Source organism: Actinomadura mexicana (assembly GCF_900188105.1).
In the GTDB taxonomy this organism is placed as follows: domain Bacteria; phylum Actinomycetota; class Actinomycetes; order Streptosporangiales; family Streptosporangiaceae; genus Spirillospora; species Spirillospora mexicana.
Genome location: NZ_FZNP01000008.1, coordinates 1 through 19,592, shown reverse-complemented (window position 1 = coordinate 19,592; position 19,592 = coordinate 1). Strand labels below are relative to the sequence as shown.

Here is a 19,592-nt window from a genome sequence, read left to right as displayed (position 1 = left end):
CCCGCCCGGCGCGAGGTGACGGGCCGGACGCTCGAATAGAGTCGGGCCATGTCCGAACAGACGCCGGACGGCGGGAACCTGGACGAGCTGACGTCCAAGGAGCTGTACGAGCGGGCGATGGGTCTCGCCAGGGAGCGGCGCGACGTCGGCTTCCTGTGGGACCTCCTGCGCGCGATCCCGGCCGCCGCGGCGGCCACGGGGGAGGTCGACCGCGCCGAGTTCGACCTCCTCCACGGCCTGTCGCTGCTGGAGGAGTTCACGCACGCGGGGGAGGGCGAGATGGCCGACGCCCTCCGGCCCTTCTACATCGACTATCTCCACCGGCACGCCAAGGGGACCTGACCTGCTCTTTGTCCCCACTTGATCTCTCTTCGGCCACCCTGGGGAATCACTGAGAGTAAGTGATCGACCGCAGAGGGTGGTTGAAGTGAACAAGAAGCACATGAAGATCGCCGCCATCGCCTTCACGGCGTGGTACGTCATCAGCAGGCCCGAGGGGGCGGCGCATCTCGTCAACGGCGCCCTGAGCGGGCTCGGCAACGCGGCCGAGTCGTTGTCGCAGTTCATGAGCGCCATCCCGAACTGACCGACGGCTCCCGGGCCCCGTACCCCCGCCGGTACGGGGCTTCTCAACGCGACGCCATCAAGAAGTCGCCCGCGCGTCACAGTAAAATCGCGCTTTGCGGGCCGACGCGGCTGGGCACAATGGGATCGGGTCGATTGTGTCGCGCGCTACGAAACAGGGACGGCGTTACGGATGAAGAAGAACCTCCGCTATGTGGCGATCGCCTTCGTCATCTTCTACTTGCTGAGCTCACCGACGGATGCGGCAGGAGTGGTCAACAACGCCTTCGGCCAGCTGGGCGAGGCGGGCAACTCGCTCGCGGCCTTCGTGAACGCCTTGGGCAAGTAACCGGCGGCGCCCTGGGCGCGTGAGAGCGGTCGGCGGCGGGAACCACCCGTCCGCCGGCGGCATCGGCGGCGAGGACGGGGCCGATCCGCGGAGCGATCTCCTAGGATCGGCCACATGTCTGTCTTCGACGTAGAGATCGAGGGCCTGCGCGGCGGGCCCGCGGACCTCGAGCAGTACCGGGGCAAGGCCGTGCTGGTCGTCAATGTGGCCTCCAGGTGCGGCCTCACCCCTCAGTACTCCGGCCTGGAGCGGCTGCAGGAGACGTACGCCGGACGGGGCTTCACCGTCCTCGGCGTCCCCTGCAACCAGTTCATGGGGCAGGAGCCCGGCAGCTCCGAGGAGATCGCCGAGTTCTGCTCGGCGACCTACGGGGTCACGTTCCCGATGACCGAGAAGATCGAGGTCAACGGCGACGGCCGGCACCCGCTGTACCGGGAGCTCGTCGGCGTCCCCGACGCCGAGGGCCACACCGGCGACATCCGGTGGAACTTCGAGAAGTTCCTGATCGCCCCGGACGGCGCCGTCGCGGCCCGCTTCGCACCCCAGGCCGAGCCGGAGTCCGCCGAGGTCGTCACCGCCATCGAGAAGAACCTTCCCACCTGACCGGCGGCGCGCGCTCCGGTGCCGGGGGACGCGCCCTCCGGACGGGGGCGCGTCCGCCCGGGTGTGAATCGCGCCACATCGCGCGGGCGTTGCCTCCTATTCGAGGGCGCGTCTAACTTGTGGGATTCGCGATATGACGTGGAGGTGCCCCATGGGCGGATGGACGGCCGGCGACATCCCCGATCTGCACGGGCGGCGGGCGATCGTCACCGGGGCCAACAGCGGGATCGGCTACCACACCGCGCTCCAGCTCGCCCGGCACGGCGCGTCCGTCGTGCTGGCCTGCCGCAGCGCCGAACGCGGCCGGGCCGCCGTGGAGCGGATGAGGGCCGCCGCACCGCAGGCCGACCTCGTCCTGGACTCCCTGGACCTCGCCGACCTGGCGTCCGTGCGGGAGTTCGCGGCCCGGCACGGCGAGGCGCCCCTCGACGTCCTGGTCAACAACGCCGGGGTCATGGCGATCCCGCACCGCACCACCGCCGACGGCTTCGAGATGCAGTTCGGCACCAACCACCTCGGCCACTTCGCGCTCACCGGCCTCCTGCTGCCCGCGCTGCGCACCGCCCCGTCCGCCCGCGTCGTCACCGTCACCTCGGGCTTCGCCTGGACGGGACGCATCGACTTCGACGACCTGCAAGGCGAGCGCCGGTACCGCAAGTGGACCGCCTACGGCCAGGCCAAGCTGGCGAACCTGGTCTTCGCCAAGGAACTGGACCGGCGCGTCTCCGAGGTGACCAGCGTCGCCGCCCATCCCGGCTACGCCGCGACGAACCTGCAGCAGACGGGGCCGCGCATGCAGGGCAACACGCTCATGGAGAAGGCCACGGGGTTGGGCAACGCGGTGGTGGCGCAGTCCGCCGCCGCGGGCGCGCTCCCGTCCCTGTACGCCGCGACGGCGCCGGACGTGCGGGGCGGCTCCTGTTACGGTCCCCGCCTGTTCCAGTACCGCGGCTCCCCGGCCAAGGTCGTCACGCCCCGGCAGGCGGACCGTCCAGGCCTGGGCGAGCGCCTCTGGGAGGTGTCCGAGACCCTCACGGGAGTCACGTACGCCGAGGCGCCCGCCTAGCGTAGCCCGCGGACCGCCTGGGCGAGCGCGGCGGCCACGACGGTCTCGGCGCCGGACGGGTCGCGCTGCGCGAGCCCGGCGGCGGCGTCGACCAGCCCCTGGATCAGCCGGGCGCGCAGCGCCGGTTCGGGGACGCCGGCCTCCGCCAGTGCCGCGGCGAGCGGGCGCAGCAGCTGCGCGTGACCGGTGCGGATCCGGTCGAGCGCGGGCTGGGCGAGGGCGTGCTCGACGAGCGCGACGGCGGCGGCGTGGCGCCCGTCCGTCATGACCTCCAGCTGGGCCCTGATGTAGGCCTCGACCTTGCCGTCCAGGTCCGCCGGGCCGCTCAGCGCGTCCTCGACCACGGCCGCCCAGCGGGGCAGTTCCTCCTCGACGACGGCCGCGACCAGGTCGTCCTTCGACCGGAAGTACTCGTACAGGCTCGGCCGCGACAGGCCGACCCGCCGGGCCAGCGCGGCGAGCGACAGGGCGTCGATGCCCTCCTGCGCGACCAGGTCCCGCGCGGCGTCCAGCAGGGTCCGCAGCTGGCGCGCGCGGTGCTCGGCGACGGTGGCCTCACTGATCTTCGGCACCCGCCCATTCTAGGTTTGCCGACCTCCTGCCGGTATGCGCGCCGAAGACAGGGCGCGCGGCCGGCAGGCGCGTGGCCGGTACGTCACGGCCCCCGGTCGATGTCCCAGTCCAGGGTGGCGGGGACGGACCCTTCGAGGGTGAGCAGCCAGCGCTTGACCTCGACGCCGGAGCCGCCGCTGTAGCCGCCGAGTCCGTTCGAGGCGACGACGCGGTGGCAGGGGACGATCAGAGGGATCGGGTTGCTGCCCATGACCTGGCCGATGACCTGGGCGTGGACGCCTGTGCCGCTGCGCTGGCCGAGGTCGCCGTAGGTGAGGACGTGTCCGTAGGGGACGGTCTCGTACAGCGTCGAGAGCACCTGCCGCTGGACGTCGGACGTGAGCCGCCAGTCGATGGGCAGCTCGAAGTGCTTCAGGTCGCCGGTGAAGTAGTCCCGCAGGGCCGCCAGGGCGGGGGCCAGACGGGCGGGGGCGTCCACGACGGGCAGCCCGGCCGCCTTGGCGGTGCGGGCGCGCGCGGCCGGGGTGTCGTGGAAGTGCAGCGAGACGACCCCCGTCTCGGTCTCGCCGACGAGCAGGCGGCCGAGCACGGTGTCGACCGTGCCGAACGCCAGGGTCTCGGTCATCGTTCAGCGCTCCTTCCGCGGGGCTCAGCGTGCCACACCGGACCGGTACTTCCGTCAACACCGGGGCGCGCCCTCACGTTGCGAGCGTGCGGTGCAGGCGGGCGGACTCCTTCACCAGGCGGCTCGAACCGCCGCGGGCCGCCACCTCTCGGAGACCCGGCACGGCGCCCTCGGCGCCGGTCGCCTCCGCCAGGCGGGTCGCGAGGGCGATGAGGTCGGGCACCCCGGTCACGGCGCGCTCGCCCGGGGCGGGGAGCGCGTGCGGGAGCGCCGCGGCGAGGATCGTCCAGACGCCGGCGTGCCCGCCGCCGTCGGCGGCCGCCGTGAGGGCCTTCACGGCGCGGGGGAGGGTGAGGCGCTTCAGGCCGGCGAGCCGTCCGAGCGCCGTTCCCGTCTCGGCCGCCGGCAGGTCGCCCCGGGCGCTGAGGACGAGGAGCGCCTCGACGGCGTCCGCGCGCACGTTCTGGTTCCGGTGGGCGAGCGCGCAGGCGAGCAGCGTCCCCGTGGCGGCGCCGGTGGGCCCGTCGGCCTCGGCCAGGTCGAGCATGATGGCGCCCTGGTCCAGGTCGTCATCGCCCGCGCCCGCCAGGTCGGGGACGAGATGCGCGGCGGTCACCTCGCGGTGGGACGGCAGGACCGACGGCCAGAACTTCTGGGCCGCCCTGATCCCCGCCGTCCCGAAGTCCGTCCAGCCGTCCTCGGGGAAGGCGCACAGGTGGGCGATGTCGGAGTCGCCGGGGACGTCCACCGTGGACAGGATCCGGGTCGGCAGCCGGACCGTCCGGCCGCGGACGCTCGCGAGGGGCTTGTCGAGGACCGTGCACTCGACGGCGGGGTCGGCGAGGCCGCCGTCCCCCAGCCACGCCGCGAGGGTCCTGCCGGCCTTGGACTCCAGCCGTCTCGCGCGCGCCGCGGCGGCCGGGTCGATCTCGCGGGGCACGCGCAGCATCGCCTGCACGAGGTCGGCCCGCCCCGGTTCGGCGCCCGCCGCCTCGATCCGTTCGAGCCGCGCGACCAGGACGCCGGGGTCGACGTGGCCGCTGCCTCCGGTCGGGGTCGCGAGGAGGACGGGCGCCTTCCCGACCGCGGACGCGATCTCGTGCCTGCGCAGGGTGAGGAAGCGCTCCATCTGCGGGTGGAACACCGTCCCGTCCTTGCGAAACCGTCCTTTCAACAGGGAGGCCAGCGCTTCGACAAGGCCGTGCGACTTGGGCGGGTGCAGGAGGCTTCGCACCGGCAGCGCGATCCAGCTCGCCCGGACATAGGCGCCCCAGTACCCATGGCCATCGGAGCCCGTGAGCCAGGACGCGAGGTCGTCGGCAGGCTTGCGGAGCGCCGCGCGCGTCCCCTCCGGGTCGCGGTAGGCGAACTCGACGAGCGCTGCCAGGAAGCGTTCGGACGTGCGCCACTCCTCGTCGGCGCGCAGCAGGACCGCGAACTCCTCGGCCAGTTCGTCGAGGGAGCCGATCGGGGCGGGCGCCTCGCGCGGGGTGAAGGGCGGCGGGCCCGGGAGCGGCTCGGGAGCGGCGGCGGCCTCGACCGCGCCGAACGCCGCCGCGACGGGCTCGCGCAGCACGGCCGGCAGGTCGCGGGCGGCGGCGCGGACCTCCTCGCGGACGGCCTCGCCCGCCTGGCCCGCGAACCTGGTCGCGACCGCGACGGCGCGCTCGCGCAGGTCGAGCGCGTCGGAGCCGAAGACGGCCGTGACGGCGCGCAGCGTGGCGTCGACCCGGTCGCGCCTGCGGGCCGTGCGGTCGAGCCAGGTCAGGGCGGCCTGGACGAGCTTCTTCTCGGGCCGGAACAGCACCGCGCCCGCGGCCTCCTCGAACAGTGCCGCGTCGAGCTCGCCCCGGTCGTCGACGCGCCGGACCTGGCGCAGGGCGAGGCCCGCGACGGTCGAGGGCGCGGCCGGGAGCAGGCGGACGTAGTCGCGCACGAGGGCGGCCGTCTCCTCGTCGGTGGGCTCCAGCGCGTCGTGCAGGGCGATGAACCAGCGGAGGTCGCGGGCGGTGCCGCCGCGCAGGAAGCGGCGGACGCAGCCGTCGAGCAGGACCGCGCGGTCGAGCCGCCCGCTCGCGGCCAGGCCGGAGAGGGTGCCGGCCCAGGTGCCCTTGCGGGACTTGTTCCACTGGAGCCTCGCCTCGTCCTCGGCGAGGGCGCCGCCCACCGCGTTCACCTCGAACAGCTTCGGGACGAGCGCGTCCAGGAACGGGTCGTCGGCGTCGGGGAGGTCGCGCTCGGCCACCCAGCCGACCACGAACCCGTCCGACTCCGGGACGGCCCCGGCGGACTCGGCCAGCGCCGCCGCGATGTACCACAGCATGGGCTCGCCGTCGGCGACGCGGATCCGGTCGGCGACGCGGCGGCCGACCTCGGCGCGCCATTCGTCCGGGCGCGCGGACGTGACCTCGCACAGCGCCGCGCACAGCCGGAGGAAGCCGTCCGACGCCCACCACAGGCGCAGGTCGCGGCGGCACAGCCACGCGGCCGCGGCCGCCGCCCCGCCGAGCGTGCCGGCCCCGGCGACCAGCAGCGGCTCCACCGTCCCACGGGTCAACTCGCTGTAGGGCGCCGCGGCGCGCATCGCCTTCAGGCGGTCGGTCAGGCCCTTCGCCACGGCGCGCCGGGCGTCCTCGTCGAGCTCGGCCACCAGCCGCGCCGTCCGCTCCACGTCGCCGGCGTCGAGCGCCTTCTGGAGGTCGTCCGCGGGGGCGGTCATCGGGCCGCCTCCGCGCTCGCCTCGCGGCGGACGATCCGGGCGGCGAGGACGTGCTTGCACGGGCCGCGCTCGCCCCGATGGTCGTACCACCACGGGCATGTGCAGGTGACCCGGTCGCCGTCGAAGCGGACCCGGCGCTCGCCGCCGCCGCCGAGGACGACCGCCGCGTCCTCGGCGGTGAACCGCACGGCGCCCTCCGCGACCAGCGCCCGCGCCGAACGCAGCCGCGGGTTGAGGTCGGCCACCCGCGCCGGGTCGTAGGGCAGCTCGCGGTGGAAGAACGCGGCCTCGGCGGTGTCGAAGCCGACGCGGCCGGACGTCCCCAGCTGGACCAGCGCCGCCTTCGTCCGCGCGAGCGCGAGTCCCGACCGCTCGGCCAGCAGGCCCGGCTCCACCCGCGGCTCGAAGGACAGCAGCGCGCCGACCAGGTCGGCGTCCCCCGCCGCCTCGTCGGTCGAGACGGCGTCCAGCACGGCGCCCTCCCCGGAGAAGCCGCGCGAACGCTGCGGCGACAGCGTCAGGACGTACCGCATGCCGGGCAGCTCCAGTTCCCAGACGCTCGACACCGGTCCGCTCCCGCCGGCGACGGGCGGCCCGTAGACGCGCAGCGCCTTCGCGAACCGCAGGAGCGGCAGCACCGTCCGCAGCCGGTCGGGCCCCGCCAGGCAGACCGCCCCGGGGGACGGGCGCGCCGCGACCCGCAGCGTCCGGCCCGCGGGGACGACCCACAGCGGCTCGCGCGCCCCGCGCGGCAGGGACCGCAGGAACCGCACCGCGTCGGGCCCGCTCAGCTCCCCGCGCGGGTCGAACCCGGCCGTGATGACCTGGACCTCGGCGAAGCCGCGGAGCCAGCGGTCGGGCAGCGGGACCTTCTTCTCCACGACCGCCCCGTCCATGGTGGTGACGGCCATCTCCCCGGCGCCGACCGCCAGGTGCAGCGGATCGGAGCCGCCCACGCGGGCGAGCGCCTCGCGCAGCGGCCCGTTCACGTCCACGTTCGTCGTGCCGCGCTCGTGGACCTCGCCGTCCAGCGCCGCTTCCAGCACGTCCAGCCGCGCGTAGACGCCGCCGCAGGCGGAGAACGACTCCATCCGGATCCGGTCGCCGTTGCACGTGACGACCGGATCCCGGAACGAGGTCGGACGCGGCTGGAAGTACCGGGTCTGCGCGACGTCGGCCAGCGCGAGCAGGCCGGCCGCCGCGGCCGGCGCCTGCGTGAGCACGCCGCTGAAGAAGTGCGGGTGCGCCTGCGGCCCGCTGCTCGTCGTCCCGCCGGACGTGGAGAGGCCCAGCAGCCCCTCGTCCAGCCCGGAAGGCCTCGTGTACCGGTACGACTGCGCGGCCCCTGCCGCCACCGTGCTGCTCGCCATGCCGGAAACGTAGAGCTTCGGGCTGACAAATCAGGCCGATTCCGCGATCAGGGGGTCTGGCGGGGAAAGAGCGGCGCCGGTTCGCGCGGGTGGGCGGCGATCAGGCGGCGAGGCTGCTGAGCCCCCCGCGCCGATCGCGGGCCCGGAGCCCGCCCGACGGCCCGGCGCGCCGGGCCGGGGTCGCGGTCGGGGCCCGTGGGACCGGGGGTAGGCTCGGTGACGTGCGAAGGTTCCTCACCCCAGGCTGGCTCGGGCTTCACGCGCTCGCCATCGTGCTGTGCGGCGCGTTCCTCGGCTTCGGCTGGTGGCAGTTCGACCGGGCCCAGGGCGGCAACGACCGCAGCTGGGCCTACACGTTCGAGTGGCCGATCTTCGCGATCTTCGTGATCGTGATGTGGGTCAAGATGATCCGGGACGAGCGGGCCGGGGTGCAGCCCGCCCCGAGGACCATCGAGGAGCCCGCGGAGGCCGAGGTCAAGCGGGAGATCATCCGGCGGCAGGAGGAGGAGGACCCCGCCCTCGCGGCCTACAACCGCTACCTCGCGCGGCTCGACTCCGAGAGCCGCGGGCGCGGCTGACCCGCGCCCCGCACACCCCGCCATGGGGGCCCGCCCCGCCCGAGGGGCCGCCGAACGAAAGGTGCGTTTGCTGTGGAAGGCGCGGTGACCAGGTACCGGATCCTGGCGCTCGTGGTCGGCACGCTGCTGGTGCTGCTGGTGATCGGCATGATCCTCAAGTACGGGCCCACCGACATGCCGGCCCTCGCGGGCATCGTGGCGCCCGTCCACGGCTTCCTCTACATGGTCTACCTGGTGGTCGCCTACGACCTGTGGCGGCGCACCGGCTGGCCGCTGGGCCGGATGGTGATGATCGTGCTCGGCGGCGTGGTGCCGCTGATGACCTTCTTCGTCGAGCGCAGGGTGGTCCGCGACGCGCGGGAGCTGCGGCCCGCGGAGGCCGAAGCGAGCGTCTGACCGTTCCCCGGGGCTGGTGCGCGGCGCCCGTCTCGCCTAATGTTTGACTGAGTCAAACGTTAGGAGGCGGGCATGGAGGCGACCCGGGAGGACGTCGGCACGGTCCGCGCGTTCAACCGCTTCTACACCGGCGTCATCGGGGTGCTCGGCGAAGGGCTCGTCCGGTCGCCGTACTCGCTCACCGAGGCCAGGGTGATCTTCGAGCTGGCGCAGCGGGAGGACAGCGAGGTGCTGGCCCTGCGCCGCGTCCTCGGCCTGGACGCCGGCTACCTCAGCCGGATGCTCGCCCGGTTCGAGACCGACGGCCTCGTCGCGCGGGAGCGCGCACCGGGCGACGCCCGGCGCCAGATCGTCCGGCTCACCCCGCGGGGCCGCGAGGTGTTCGGCATGCTGGACGAGCGGTCCGTCGCCGAGGTCCGCGAGCTGCTGGACGGCCTGGACCCGGCCGACCGCCGCCGCCTGCTGGCGGCGATGCGCACCGTCCAGGACGTCCTCGGGGAGCGTCCCCGCCGGGAGGGCTTCGCCCTGCGCCCGCTGCGCCCCGGCGACCTCGGCTGGGTGGTGGAGCGCAACGGCGCCCTCTACGACGTGGAGTGCGGCTGGGACCGCACCTACGAGGCGCTGGTCGCCTCCGTCGTCGCCGACTACGTGCGCGGGCACGACCCGGAGCGGGAGAACGCCTGGATCGCCGAGTCGGACGGGGAGCGGCTGGGCGCGGTGTTCTGCGTCCGGCGGGAGGACGGCGTCGCGCAGCTCCGGCTGCTGCACGTCGAGCCGCAGGCCCGCGGGACGGGCGTCGGGGCGGCGCTGGTCGCCGAGTGCGTCGGCTTCGCCGCCAAGGCGGGCTACGCCGAGATCATGCTGTGGACGACGGCGCTGCAGCGTCCCGCGCACCGCCTCTACGAGCAGGCCGGGTTCGTCCTGGAAGAGCGGGAGGCGCCGGTGGAGCGCTTCGGGGACGTCGTGCACGGGCAGGTCTGGCGCCGGAAGCTGTGAACGGGGCCCGCGGAGGGTGTCGCTCCTCCACGGGCCCTGCTCCGCAGCGATCCCTGACTGCGTAGGCGGCCGGGACGGGGGTCGGACGGAGTACCGGCCGCCTGAACTCACCGGCTGCACGCCGGTTCGGGTCGGGTCTGGCTCCCACCTCCTTCCCGTGCCACGCCGGGCGCGGGCGCTCGCCCGGCGGTCGGGAGAGGGCGCCTGCACGGCGCCCGGATGCCTGCGGCCGGACCGGCGGCACGGCTGCGCGCCGCGGCCGGTCCGGCCTGTGGGGGCGCCGGTGCCGCGGGGGCGAGCGGCACGGGGCCCGGGGGAGGACGTCGGCGCCGGGCCGGTCCGGTACGGCCGAGGACCCGAGGTGTGTCGCCGTGCCCGCCCACCGCGGCTCCCGCCGGGGGGCGGGGGCGGCCGCGGTGCGGTACGCCGCGAACGTTCTCGGCCGTACGGACCGGGCCGCGCGGGGAAGGGGGCGCGGAGACGGGCCGGTCTGCGCGCTTGCTGCGGTGCATCCGTCGCCTCCCGCCGTTCGACCTGGGGCTTTGCCGCCCGAGTACCTGTCGTTCACCCTGCGTCACGATCTCGTTGCGTTAAGTACCCTCGCGTCATGCGCGCGTAAACCGGCCCCCCGGCAAAGAATCAAGATCGCGAAGGGGCCTTTGCCTCCGCATTGCCCCGCGGGTCCGGGCGGGCGGAACGGCGCAGCAGGTGCCGGGCGAGCGCCGCGCATCCCAGCAGGGCGACGAGCGCGCAGACGGCCGTCCAGCCGAACCGCGTGCAGGCGCCCGCGCCGAGCCACGATCCGGTGCTGCCGCCGAGGAACGCGCAGGTCGTAGGCGGTGTTGATCCAGATGCGGGCGTCCGGGCGCAACGCGAAGATCCGCGCCTGGTTGGCGATCATGCCGGACTGCATCGCGATCTCCAGCAGCAGCGTCCTGTTCCCCGCGGCGACGCCGCAGGTCAGAGCCAAGAGGAAGATCATTCGGCGGTCGATCGAGGCGTCCGCCGGAGGCAGGGGAGAAGACACGGATGCTCCACGTCGGTCGACGCCGGCGCGGAGTCCGCGCAGGCCGGGACGGCGGGGCTGACCCCCGCGACCCGGCGGAACGCGGGAACCGCCTCGGCGTCGTGGAGCGGTGCCGGCCTAGGCCGCCGCGCGCCCCGCCGCCGAGACGCCGGTCGTGGCCTTGCTGCGCGCTCCGGGCGTGATCGCTGAGAGCGAACGTTGCTGCGGAAACAAAATGTTGCTCCGTTTTCTTGAGTGTGTATGACTCAATCTTGCGGTTGGGTGTCCTACTGAGTTGGAGCTGAGCATGAGCGAGACCCTGACGCTGCCGGTGCTGCCCCTGGAAGACGGGGTCGTTCTGCCCGGCATGGTGGTGCCCCTGGACCTGTCGGAGAGCGGCGAGGTCCGGGCCGCCGTCGAGGCCGCGCGGGCGGTCGCGCAGACCAAGGGGCCGGGCATCCGGTCGGCGGCCAAGCCGCGGGTGCTGCTGGTGCCCAGGCTGAACGGGCAGTACGCCGGCATCGGCACGCTCGGCGTGATCGAGCAGGAGGGGCGGCTGCCCGGCGGTGAGCCGGGCGCCGTCGTCCGCGGCGTGCAGCGGGTGCGGATCGGCACCGGGACGACCGGGCCGGGCGCGGCGCTGTGGGTCGAGGGGACGGCGGTGGAGGCGCCGCCGGCGACCGGGCGCGCGCAGGAGCTGGCGAAGGAGTACAAGGGGCTGGTCAGCGCGATCCTGCAGAAGCGGGGCGCCTGGCAGGTCGTGGACGTCGTGCAGCAGATCGACGACCCCTCCACGCTGGCCGACAACGCCGGTTACGCGCCGTACTTCACCGACGAGCAGAAGATCGAGGTCCTGGAGACCGTCGACGTCGTGGAGCGGCTCACCCTGGTGATCGGGTGGACGCGCGACCACCTCGCCGAGCTGGACGTGGCGGAGACCATCCGCAAGGACGTCCAGGAGGGCATGGAGAAGACGCAGCGGGAGTTCCTGCTGCGCCAGCAGCAGGAGGCCATCCGCAAGGAGCTGGCCGAGCTGAACGGCGACCCGGCCGACGAGGAGGACGACTACCGGGCCCGGATCGAGGCCGCGAACCTTCCCGAGAAGGTGCGCGAGGCGGCGCTGAAGGAGGTCGACAAGCTGGAGCGGTCGTCCGACGCCTCGCCCGAGGGCGGCTGGATCCGCACCTGGCTGGACACCGTCCTCGACATCCCCTGGAACGAGCGGACCGAGGACGCCTACGACATCGCGGGCGCGCGGGAGATCCTGGACGCCGACCACGCCGGTCTCGACGACGTCAAGGAGCGCATCGTCGAGTACCTGGCCGTGCGCAAGCGGCGCGAGGAGCGCGGCCTGGGCGTCGTGGGCGGACGCAGGAGCGGCGCGGTGCTGGCGCTGACCGGTCCTCCCGGCGTCGGCAAGACGTCGCTGGGCGAGTCGGTCGCGCGGGCCATGGGACGCGAGTTCGTGCGGGTCGCCCTGGGCGGCGTGCGGGACGAGGCCGAGATCCGGGGGCACCGCCGCACGTACGTGGGCGCCCTCCCGGGGCGCATCGTCCGCGCCATCCGCGAGGCGGGGACGATGAACCCCGTCGTCCTGCTGGACGAGGTCGACAAGGTCGGCGCCGACTACCGGGGCGACCCGACCGCGGCGCTGCTGGAGGTCCTCGACCCCGAGCAGAACCACACCTTCCGGGACCACTACCTGGAGGTGGAGCTCGACCTGAGCGACGTGCTGTTCCTGGCCACCGCGAACGTGGTGGAGGCGATCCCCGGGCCGCTGCTCGACCGGATGGAGCTGGTGGAGCTGGACGGCTACACCGAGGACGAGAAGGTCACGATCGCCCGCGACCACCTGCTGCCGCGCCAGCTCGACAAGGCGGGGCTGGAGGCGTCCGAGGCGGTCTTCGGCGACGACGCGCTGCGGCTGCTGGCGGCCGAGTACACCCGGGAGGCCGGCGTCCGGTCCCTGGACCGCTCGATCGCGCGGGTGCTGCGCAAGGTCGCGGCCAACGTCGCGCTCGGGAAGGCGGCGCTGCCCGTCCGGATCGGCGCGGACGACCTGAGGGACTACCTCGGCCGGCCGCGGTTCACCCCGGAGGTCGAGCTGAGCAGGAACGAGCGCCGCACCGGCGTGCCGGGCGTGGCGACGGGCCTCGCCGTCACCGGCGCGGGCGGCGACGTCCTCTACATCGAGGCGTCGCTGGCCGACCGGGAGACCGGGGACACCGGCGTGACGCTCACCGGCCAGCTCGGCGACGTCATGAAGGAGTCGGCGCGGATCGCGCTCAGCTACCTGCGCTCGCGCGGCGCGGAGCTGGAACTGCCGGTCGGCGACCTGAAGGACCGCGGCGTGCACGTCCACGTGCCCGCCGGCGCGATCCCGAAGGACGGCCCGAGCGCGGGCATCACGATGACGACGGCGCTGGCGTCGCTGCTGTCGGGCCGCCCGGTGCGCTCGGACGTGGCGATGACCGGTGAGGTGTCGCTGACCGGGCGGGTGCTGCCGATCGGCGGGCTGAAGCAGAAGCTGCTGGCCGCGTCGAGGCTCGGCATCACCACCGCGATCGTGCCCAAGCGCAACGAGCCGGACCTGGAGGACGTCCCGGCCGAGGTGCTCGACACGATGACGGTGTTCGCCGTCAGCGACGTCCGCGAGGTGCTGGACCTGGCCCTGGAGCCCGCCACCACCGCGGTCGCCGCCTGATCGCGGCGCACGGAGCGCCCGTGCCGGGTTCATCCCGGTACGGGCGTTCTGGCTTCAATGGACTATCCGGTCATACCGAAACCCGGGGATGCGCATGGACCGTGGCGGACGGGGCAGACCGCGGCGCGTGTTGGTCGAAATGTGGCAGCCCGCAGCGGCGGGCGAGAGGGTCCCCTGGTACGTCATCGCCCTGCGCGTGGTGGTCGTCATCATCTCGTTGGGTTTTCTCGGCGTCTTCTTGTATTTCGCGTTCAAACTCACGCTGACGCCCGTCCATGACAACGGGCAGGCGGGCGGGAACACCGATCCGGGCCGGTCGCTCCGGTTCTACATGGACCAGCCGACCAAGGACGCGCTCCTCCAGATAGGCGGCAACGTGGTGCTGCTGGCTCCGCTCGGAGTGCTGCTGCCCCTGGTCTGGACGACCCTCCGCGGCCCCGTGCGGCTGGCCCTGGTGGGCGGCATGCTCTCGCTGGCCATCGAGACGGTCCAGGGCACGTTCGTGATGGGACGGGCCTTCGACGTCGACGACGTCATCCTCAACGTCAGCGGTGTCGTGCTCGCCTATCTGCTCATCGGCCGGAAGCTTTCCAGGACCCTTCGCGGCCGTTAGCGGGGCCTCAGGCGGAAGACCCTGAGCTGCCGTTCGGCGCGTTCCACGTAACGGTCGTAGACGGGCCAGACGGCGGTGAGGCGAGGCCAGACCTCCTTGCGCTCGACGTCGTCCAGGAGGCGGGCGGTGACCGGGACGGTGCGGCCCTGGAAACTGACCTGCGCGTCGGGGTTCTTCAGGAGGTTGCCCGTCCAGGCGGGGTGCTTCTCCCGGCCGAAGTTGGAGCCGACGACGTACCAGCCGCCCTCCTGGTCGGGCAGGCACGCGAGCGGCGTCTGCCGGGGGAGCCCGCTGACGGCGCCGGTCGTCGTCAGGACGAGGCTCGGCACGAGGAGCTGGCCGAGCATGAGCCGCCCGCCGGTGAGCCGGTGCAGCGTGCGGTCCACGGGCGGGACGACCCTGGGGCCCACTCTGGAGAACCACTCGGCGCCCGAGACCCGGTGGAAGACCGGGCCGAAGGTGCGCTGGACGAGGGTCGGCATGGGGGCCTCCTTGGCGGCGAGCCGTCCGGCCCGGCGCGGGTTCAGATGGCCGTTCTCGGCCAGCCAGCGCAGGCCGTCGGCGACGGTCTCCTCGACGGGGCGCAGCGTGAGGCCGAGCGCGTCCAGGACGGGGCGGTCGTCGGTCGGCACCAGCGTGACCATGAACTCGGCGGCGTCGCGGGTGAGCGGGTAGTCGAAGCGGCGGACGCGCTTGGCCGCGTCGAGGGCGGAGCCGAGCGCGAGCATGACGCGGCTGGGCACGCGGACGCGGCGGCACTTCACGCCGGTGAGGCGGTCGCACAGGTCGGCGTACTGCGGCCAGGTCAGGTAGTGGCCGCCGAGCACCCAGCGGCTCGGGCCCTGCCGTGCCTCGACGGAACGTGCCAGCGCCTCGCCGAGGTCGCGGACGTCGATGACCGAGACGCCGCCGCCCGGAAGTGGCCACACCTTGCCGAGCGCGGCGGCGAGCCCCTCCATCAGCGCGTCCAGCGTCGGCTGGTTCGGGCCGCACACGCCGCCGGGGTAGACGATGGTGACCGGCGCGCCGTCCGCCTGGAGGTCGCGCACGTAGCGTTCGGCCGCCAGTTTGGACCTGCCGTAGTCGGTCCGGGGGCTCGCCAGGGCGTCCCCCGCGGTGATGACCGGGCCGGACGGCGGGACGAACACCCCGATCGTCGACACGTGGACCACCGGGGCCAGGCCCTGCGCGACGGCGCCGCCCACCACGTTGCGGGTGCCCCGGACGTTCACCTCCACCAGGTCGCCGGCGCCCCCGGTCACCCCGATCGCCGCGGCGGTGTGGATCGCGGCGTCGCAGCCGCGCAGAGCCTCGGCGACGGAGCCCTCGTCCAGCATGTCGCCGGGGACGAGTTCGACGTCCCGGGGGTCGACGCCGACCGTGCGCAGCACCGTCGCCGCCCTGTCCGGGTCGCGGACCAGCGCGCGCGGCCGGTGCCCGGCGGCGAGCAGGGCGCGGACGGCGTGGGACCCGACGAAGCCGGAGGCGCCGGTGACGAAGATCCGCATGAGGCAAAACTAGCGCTTGGTAAGGCTTCGGCGACAGCCGAGGCCCCGAGTAACGGCCGGGATTTCGGACACCTCCATTACCGATGAGGCGGACAGCCGGGGCGTTGACGCTGCTGGAACGCTCCATCAGACTCGTGTCCCACCTGACCGCCGACCGGGAGGAGATCGATGAGGATCGGACTGGCCGGCGCGGGGCGCATTGGTGCGCGCCACGCCGCCGCGCTGCAGGAGTTGCCCGAGGTGGGGGCGGTGGTCATCGCGGACGCGGATCCGGGGCGGGCCCGAGATCTCGCCGCGCGCCTGAGCGGGGGACCGCCCGAGGTCACCGCCCTGGACACCGTCGAGGGACTCTTCTCCGCCGGCCTGGACGGCCTGGTCGTCGCGGCGGCCACGGACGCGCACGCGGCCCTGGTGGAGCGGGCCGTGACCGCGCGAATCCCCGTCTTCTGCGAGAAACCGCTCGCGTCCGATCTAGATGGAACGTTCCAAGTCGTCCGGGCGGCGGCGGGCGCCGGCGTCCCGGTGCAGGTCGGGTTCCAGCGCCGGTTCGACGCCGGGAACGCGGCGGCGCGCGAGGCCCTCGCGTCCGGGCGGCTCGGCTGGCTGCACACCGTCCGCTCGTGCAGCTTCGACCCGGCGCCGCCGCCGGCCGAGTACGTCCCCACGTCCGGCGGGCTGTTCCGCGACTGCCTCATCCACGACCTGGACCTCATCCGGTTCGTCACCGGCCGCGAGGTCGTCCGGGTGATGGCGGCGGGCGCCAACCGCGGCGACGACTTCTTCCGCGAGGCCGGCGACGTCGACACCGGGTCCGCGCTGCTCATCCTGGACGACGGGACGCTCGGCCAGGTCTCGGCCACCCGCTACAACGCCGCCGGGTACGACGCGCGCCTGGAACTGTTCGGCTCCAAGGACAGCGTCATCACCGGCCTGGACGACCGGACGCCCGCCACCGCACTGCCGGACGGGGACCAGCCCAGGACGCCCTACGGCGGCTTCATGGAGCGCTTCTCCGACGCCTACGACGCCGAACTGCGGGCCTTCGCGGACGTCGTGGCGGGCCGCCGCGCCAACCCGTGCCCGCCGGAGGAGGCGCTGGAGGCGTTCTACCTCGCCGAGGCGTGCGAACTGTCCCTGCGTGAGGAGCGGATGGTCGGCGTCGAGGAGGTGCGGCGGTGAGGATTGCCGGCGCGCCGATCTCGTGGGGCGTGTGCGAGGTGCCCGGCTGGGGCCACCAGATGGAGCCGGGCCGGGTGCTCGCCGAGATGCGCGACCTCGGCCTCGCCGCGACGGAACTCGGGCCGGACGGCTTCCTCCCTGCGGCCACCCAAGAGCGGCACGAACTGCTGACCGCCTTCGGGCTGGGTCTCGTAGGGGCGTTCGTACCTGTCGTCCTGCACGACCCCGCGTTCGACCCACTGCCCGTGGTCGAGAAGGCGCTGGACGACATCGACGGTGTCCTCGTCCTAGCCGCCGCAACCGGACTCGACGGATACGACGAGCGTCCCGTCCTCGACACCAAGGCGTGGGCGGCGCTGCTCGCGAACCTCGACGCGATCGCCGCGCGCGCCGCGGAACGCGGCAGGCTCGCCACCCTGCACCCTCACGTCGGGACGGTCGTGGAGCGCCGCGCCGAGGTCGAACGCGTGCTGGGCGGATCCAGTATCCCCCTCTGCCTCGACACAGGGCACCTTCTGGTCGGCGGCACCGATCCGGTCTGGCTGGCGCGTTTCGCGGCGCCGCGCATAGCGCATGTCCATCTGAAGGATGTGGACGTGGGCCTCGCCCAACAGGTACTCAAGGGAGAGATCACGTACACGAGCGCGGTGCGGGACGGTCTGTACAGGCCGCTCGGGGACGGTGACATCGACATCCCCGACATCATCCGGACCCTGGAGGCCGCCGGTTACGAAGGCTGGTGGGTGATGGAGCAGGACGCCGTCCTGACCGGCGAGCCGGCGCAGGGAGCCGGACCGTTCGGCGACGTCCGCAGGAGCCTCGACTACCTCGCCGGGGTGGCCCGATGACGTTCGACCTCATCACGATGGGGCGGGTCAGCGTCGACGTCTATCCGAACCAGGTGGGCACGCCGCTGGAGGACGTCGAGTCGTTCGGCAAGTACCTCGGCGGCAGCCCGACCAATGTCGCCGTGGCGGCGGCCAGGTACGGCCGCAGCTCCGCCGTCATCACGCGCACGGGGGAAGACCCCTTCGGCCGGTTCATCCACAACGCCCTTCGGGGCTACGGCGTGGACGACCGCTTCGTCACCGCCGTCCCCGGCCTGCCGACACCGCTGGCCTTCTGCGAGATCTTCCCGCCCGACGACTTCCCGCTGTACTTCTACCGCTACCCCAAGGCGCCCGACCTGGAGATCCGCCGGGACGAGCTCGACCTCGACGCGATCCGCTCGGCGCGCATCGTCTGGGCCACGGTCACGGGCCTTTCGCAGGAGCCCAGCCGGGAGGCGACCCTGACCGCGCTGGGGGAGCACCCTGGGCAGACCGTCATCGACCTCGACTACCGGCCGATGCTCTGGGAGGACCCCTCGGAGGCTCCGCACTGGGCAGGTCTCGCCTTGGAACGGGCGACGGTCGCGGTCGGAAACCTGGAGGAGTGCGAGGTCGCCGTGGGGGAGCGGGAGCCGCGCGCCGCCGCACGCGCGATCCTGGCCCGCGGCCCGGAACTCGCCATCGTGAAGATGGGCCCGGAGGGCGTCCTCGCGGCGACGGCCGACGAGGTCGTGGAGGTGCCACCGGTCAAGGTGGACGTCGTCAACGGACTCGGCGCCGGGGACGCTTTCGGCGGCGCCGTCTGCCACGGCCTCCTCGCCGGATGGGAACTGCGGCGGCTCGTCGAGTTCGCGGGCGCGGCAGGGGCGATCGTCGCGTCCCGGATCGCCTGCTCCGACGCGATGCCCACGCAAGACGAGGTCGACGAACTCCTCAAGGAGACGCGATGAAACACCACCTCCCCGCCGGAACCGCCGCCGAAGCCCCGTACGGGCTCGTCGTGACACCCGAGTCGGCCGGTTGGGCGTACTCGGGGCTGCGGGTGCTGGAGCTGCCGGAAGGCGGGTCGCACACGTTCGACACCGGTGAGTTCGAGACCATCGTGCTGCCGTTGGCGGGGTCGTGTGCCGTGGAGTGCGACGGCGAGCGGTTCGAGTTGGAGGGCCGCGAGGACGTCTTCGCCCGGGTCAGCGACTTCGCCTACGTGCCGCGCGACGCTCGGGTGACCATCCGTGGCCGTGGGCGGTTCGCGCTGGCGGGGGCCAGGTGCGAGCGCCGGCTCGCACCTCGCTACGGGCCCGCCGAGAAGGTGCCGGTGGAGTTGCGGGGTGCGGGGTCGGCGAGTCGGCAGGTCAACAACTTCGGGACGCCGGAGGGGTTCCCGTTCGCCGAGAAGCTGATCGCCTGCGAGGTGCTGACGCCGGCGGGCTGCTGGTCGTCGTTCCCTCCGCACAAGCACGACGAGCAGACGCCCGACGAGGCCGTCCTCGAGGAGATCTACTACTTCGAGGTCGCCGGGGACGGCATGGCCTACCAGCGCGTGTACGGGTCGCCGGGGCGTCCGATCGACGTGCTGGCGGAGGTCCGCAGCGGCGACGCCGTGCTGATCCCGCACGGCTGGCACGGCCCGTCGATGGCGCCGCCCGGGCACGACCTGTACTACCTGAACGTGATGGCCGGGCCGTCCCCGGAGCGCGCTTGGCGGATCTGCGACGACCCCGCGCACGCCTGGATCCGCGACACCTGGGAGGGGCTGCCGGTCGATCCCCGGCTGCCGCTGACCTCGCCGGAGGGACGCGCATGAGACTGACGGTGGGTCAGGCGCTGGTGCGTTTCCTGTCGGTGCAGTTCAGTGAGCGGGATGGTGTGGAGCGGCGGTTCTTCGCGGGCTGTTTCGGGATTTTCGGGCATGG

20 protein-coding genes are annotated in these 19,592 nt (G+C 73.6%); 14 read left to right on the top strand and 6 right to left on the bottom strand.

Translation table 11 applies throughout. The annotated features are described in order from the left end of the window. Positions 1 to 48: 48 nt before the first annotated feature. The 5 genes from CHC11_RS21030 (at position 49) to CHC11_RS21020 (ending at position 2,582) form a co-directional block, all read left to right on the top strand. On the top strand, positions 49 to 342 hold the full coding sequence (locus tag CHC11_RS21030) for a hypothetical protein (protein ID WP_089313502.1): 294 nt from the start codon (positions 49 to 51) through the stop codon (positions 340 to 342). An 85-nt stretch (positions 343 to 427) separates the two neighbouring features. Next, positions 428 to 586, top strand: coding sequence for a hypothetical protein (locus CHC11_RS41455; protein ID WP_179278923.1), 159 nt, complete (start codon positions 428 to 430; stop codon positions 584 to 586). 171 nt (positions 587 to 757) lie between these two features. Continuing rightward, positions 758 to 913, top strand: a complete 156-nt coding sequence (locus CHC11_RS41450; RefSeq protein ID WP_179278922.1) for a hypothetical protein — start codon at positions 758 to 760, stop codon at positions 911 to 913. A 114-nt stretch (positions 914 to 1,027) separates the two neighbouring features. Continuing rightward, positions 1,028 to 1,516, top strand: a complete 489-nt coding sequence (locus tag CHC11_RS21025; RefSeq protein ID WP_089313501.1) for a glutathione peroxidase — start codon at positions 1,028 to 1,030, stop codon at positions 1,514 to 1,516. A gap of 151 nt (positions 1,517 to 1,667) precedes the next feature. Next, entirely contained in the window at positions 1,668 to 2,582 is a 915-nt protein-coding gene (locus tag CHC11_RS21020; RefSeq protein WP_089313500.1) for an oxidoreductase, read from the top strand. Here CHC11_RS21020 and CHC11_RS21015 read toward each other — a convergent pair. The 4 genes from CHC11_RS21015 to CHC11_RS21000 form a co-directional block, all read right to left on the bottom strand. Next, a complete protein-coding gene (locus CHC11_RS21015; protein WP_089313499.1) occupies positions 2,579 to 3,154 on the bottom strand; it encodes a TetR/AcrR family transcriptional regulator in 576 nt (191 codons plus the stop codon). The genes CHC11_RS21020 and CHC11_RS21015 overlap by 4 nt on opposite strands. 83 nt (positions 3,155 to 3,237) lie before the next feature. After that, positions 3,238 to 3,780 (bottom strand): methylated-DNA--[protein]-cysteine S-methyltransferase, encoded by a 543-nt coding sequence (locus tag CHC11_RS21010; protein WP_089313498.1) that lies wholly within the window; start codon positions 3,778 to 3,780, stop codon positions 3,238 to 3,240. Between the two features lie 73 nt (positions 3,781 to 3,853). Then, on the bottom strand, positions 3,854 to 6,499 hold the full coding sequence (locus tag CHC11_RS21005) for a DUF6493 family protein (RefSeq protein WP_089313497.1): 2,646 nt from the start codon (positions 6,497 to 6,499) through the stop codon (positions 3,854 to 3,856). Further along, positions 6,496 to 7,869 carry an SWIM zinc finger family protein gene (locus tag CHC11_RS21000; RefSeq protein ID WP_089313496.1) on the bottom strand — a complete coding sequence of 458 codons (1,374 nt, stop codon included), beginning with the start codon at positions 7,867 to 7,869 and terminating at the stop codon, positions 6,496 to 6,498. The genes CHC11_RS21005 and CHC11_RS21000 overlap by 4 nt, the downstream gene beginning before the upstream one ends. 221 nt (positions 7,870 to 8,090) lie before the next feature. Between CHC11_RS21000 and CHC11_RS20995 the strand changes: the two genes are divergently transcribed. From CHC11_RS20995 to CHC11_RS20985, 3 genes are all read left to right on the top strand, one after another. Continuing rightward, the gene (locus CHC11_RS20995) at positions 8,091 to 8,447 is read left to right on the top strand and encodes a hypothetical protein (RefSeq protein ID WP_089313495.1); all 357 of its coding nucleotides are present in this window, start codon (positions 8,091 to 8,093) and stop codon (positions 8,445 to 8,447) included. Between the two features lie 72 nt (positions 8,448 to 8,519). Next, positions 8,520 to 8,843 carry a DUF3817 domain-containing protein gene (locus CHC11_RS20990; protein WP_089313494.1) on the top strand — a complete coding sequence of 108 codons (324 nt, stop codon included), beginning with the start codon at positions 8,520 to 8,522 and terminating at the stop codon, positions 8,841 to 8,843. 72 nt (positions 8,844 to 8,915) lie between these two features. Continuing rightward, positions 8,916 to 9,839 carry a bifunctional helix-turn-helix transcriptional regulator/GNAT family N-acetyltransferase gene (locus tag CHC11_RS20985; protein ID WP_089313493.1) on the top strand — a complete coding sequence of 308 codons (924 nt, stop codon included), beginning with the start codon at positions 8,916 to 8,918 and terminating at the stop codon, positions 9,837 to 9,839. A 574-nt stretch (positions 9,840 to 10,413) separates the two neighbouring features. On the opposite strand, the gene CHC11_RS20980 is transcribed toward CHC11_RS20985, so the two are convergent. Next, the gene (locus CHC11_RS20980) at positions 10,414 to 10,866 is read right to left on the bottom strand and encodes a hypothetical protein (protein ID WP_143227179.1); all 453 of its coding nucleotides are present in this window, start codon (positions 10,864 to 10,866) and stop codon (positions 10,414 to 10,416) included. 286 nt (positions 10,867 to 11,152) lie between these two features. Here CHC11_RS20980 and lon point away from each other — a divergent pair, with 286 nt between their 5' ends. Then, positions 11,153 to 13,549, top strand: coding sequence for an endopeptidase La (gene lon, locus CHC11_RS20975; RefSeq protein WP_089313491.1), 2,397 nt, complete (start codon positions 11,153 to 11,155; stop codon positions 13,547 to 13,549). A gap of 127 nt (positions 13,550 to 13,676) precedes the next feature. Next, on the top strand, positions 13,677 to 14,162 hold the full coding sequence (locus CHC11_RS20970; RefSeq protein WP_245919524.1) for a VanZ family protein: 486 nt from the start codon (positions 13,677 to 13,679) through the stop codon (positions 14,160 to 14,162). Here the strand turns inward: CHC11_RS20970 and CHC11_RS20965 are convergent. Continuing rightward, the gene (locus tag CHC11_RS20965; RefSeq protein ID WP_089313490.1) at positions 14,159 to 15,670 is read right to left on the bottom strand and encodes a nitroreductase family deazaflavin-dependent oxidoreductase; all 1,512 of its coding nucleotides are present in this window, start codon (positions 15,668 to 15,670) and stop codon (positions 14,159 to 14,161) included. The two genes, CHC11_RS20970 and CHC11_RS20965, sit on opposite strands and share 4 nt — an antisense overlap. Positions 15,671 to 15,838: 168 nt before the next feature. Between CHC11_RS20965 and CHC11_RS20960 the strand changes: the two genes are divergently transcribed. Genes CHC11_RS20960 through iolB form a run of 4 tightly spaced genes read left to right on the top strand, consistent with a single transcriptional unit; the run spans position 15,839 to position 19,483 of the window. Beyond that, on the top strand, positions 15,839 to 16,849 hold the full coding sequence (locus CHC11_RS20960; RefSeq protein WP_089313489.1) for a Gfo/Idh/MocA family protein: 1,011 nt from the start codon (positions 15,839 to 15,841) through the stop codon (positions 16,847 to 16,849). Continuing rightward, entirely contained in the window at positions 16,846 to 17,697 is an 852-nt protein-coding gene (locus CHC11_RS20955; protein ID WP_089313488.1) for a TIM barrel protein, read from the top strand. The genes CHC11_RS20960 and CHC11_RS20955 overlap by 4 nt, the downstream gene beginning before the upstream one ends. Beyond that, entirely contained in the window at positions 17,694 to 18,629 is a 936-nt protein-coding gene (gene iolC, locus CHC11_RS20950; RefSeq protein ID WP_089313487.1) for a 5-dehydro-2-deoxygluconokinase, read from the top strand. The genes CHC11_RS20955 and iolC overlap by 4 nt, the downstream gene beginning before the upstream one ends. Continuing rightward, positions 18,626 to 19,483 (top strand): 5-deoxy-glucuronate isomerase, encoded by an 858-nt coding sequence (gene iolB, locus CHC11_RS20945; RefSeq protein WP_089313486.1) that lies wholly within the window; start codon positions 18,626 to 18,628, stop codon positions 19,481 to 19,483. The genes iolC and iolB overlap by 4 nt, the downstream gene beginning before the upstream one ends. The last annotated feature ends 109 nt before the right edge of the window (positions 19,484 to 19,592 follow it).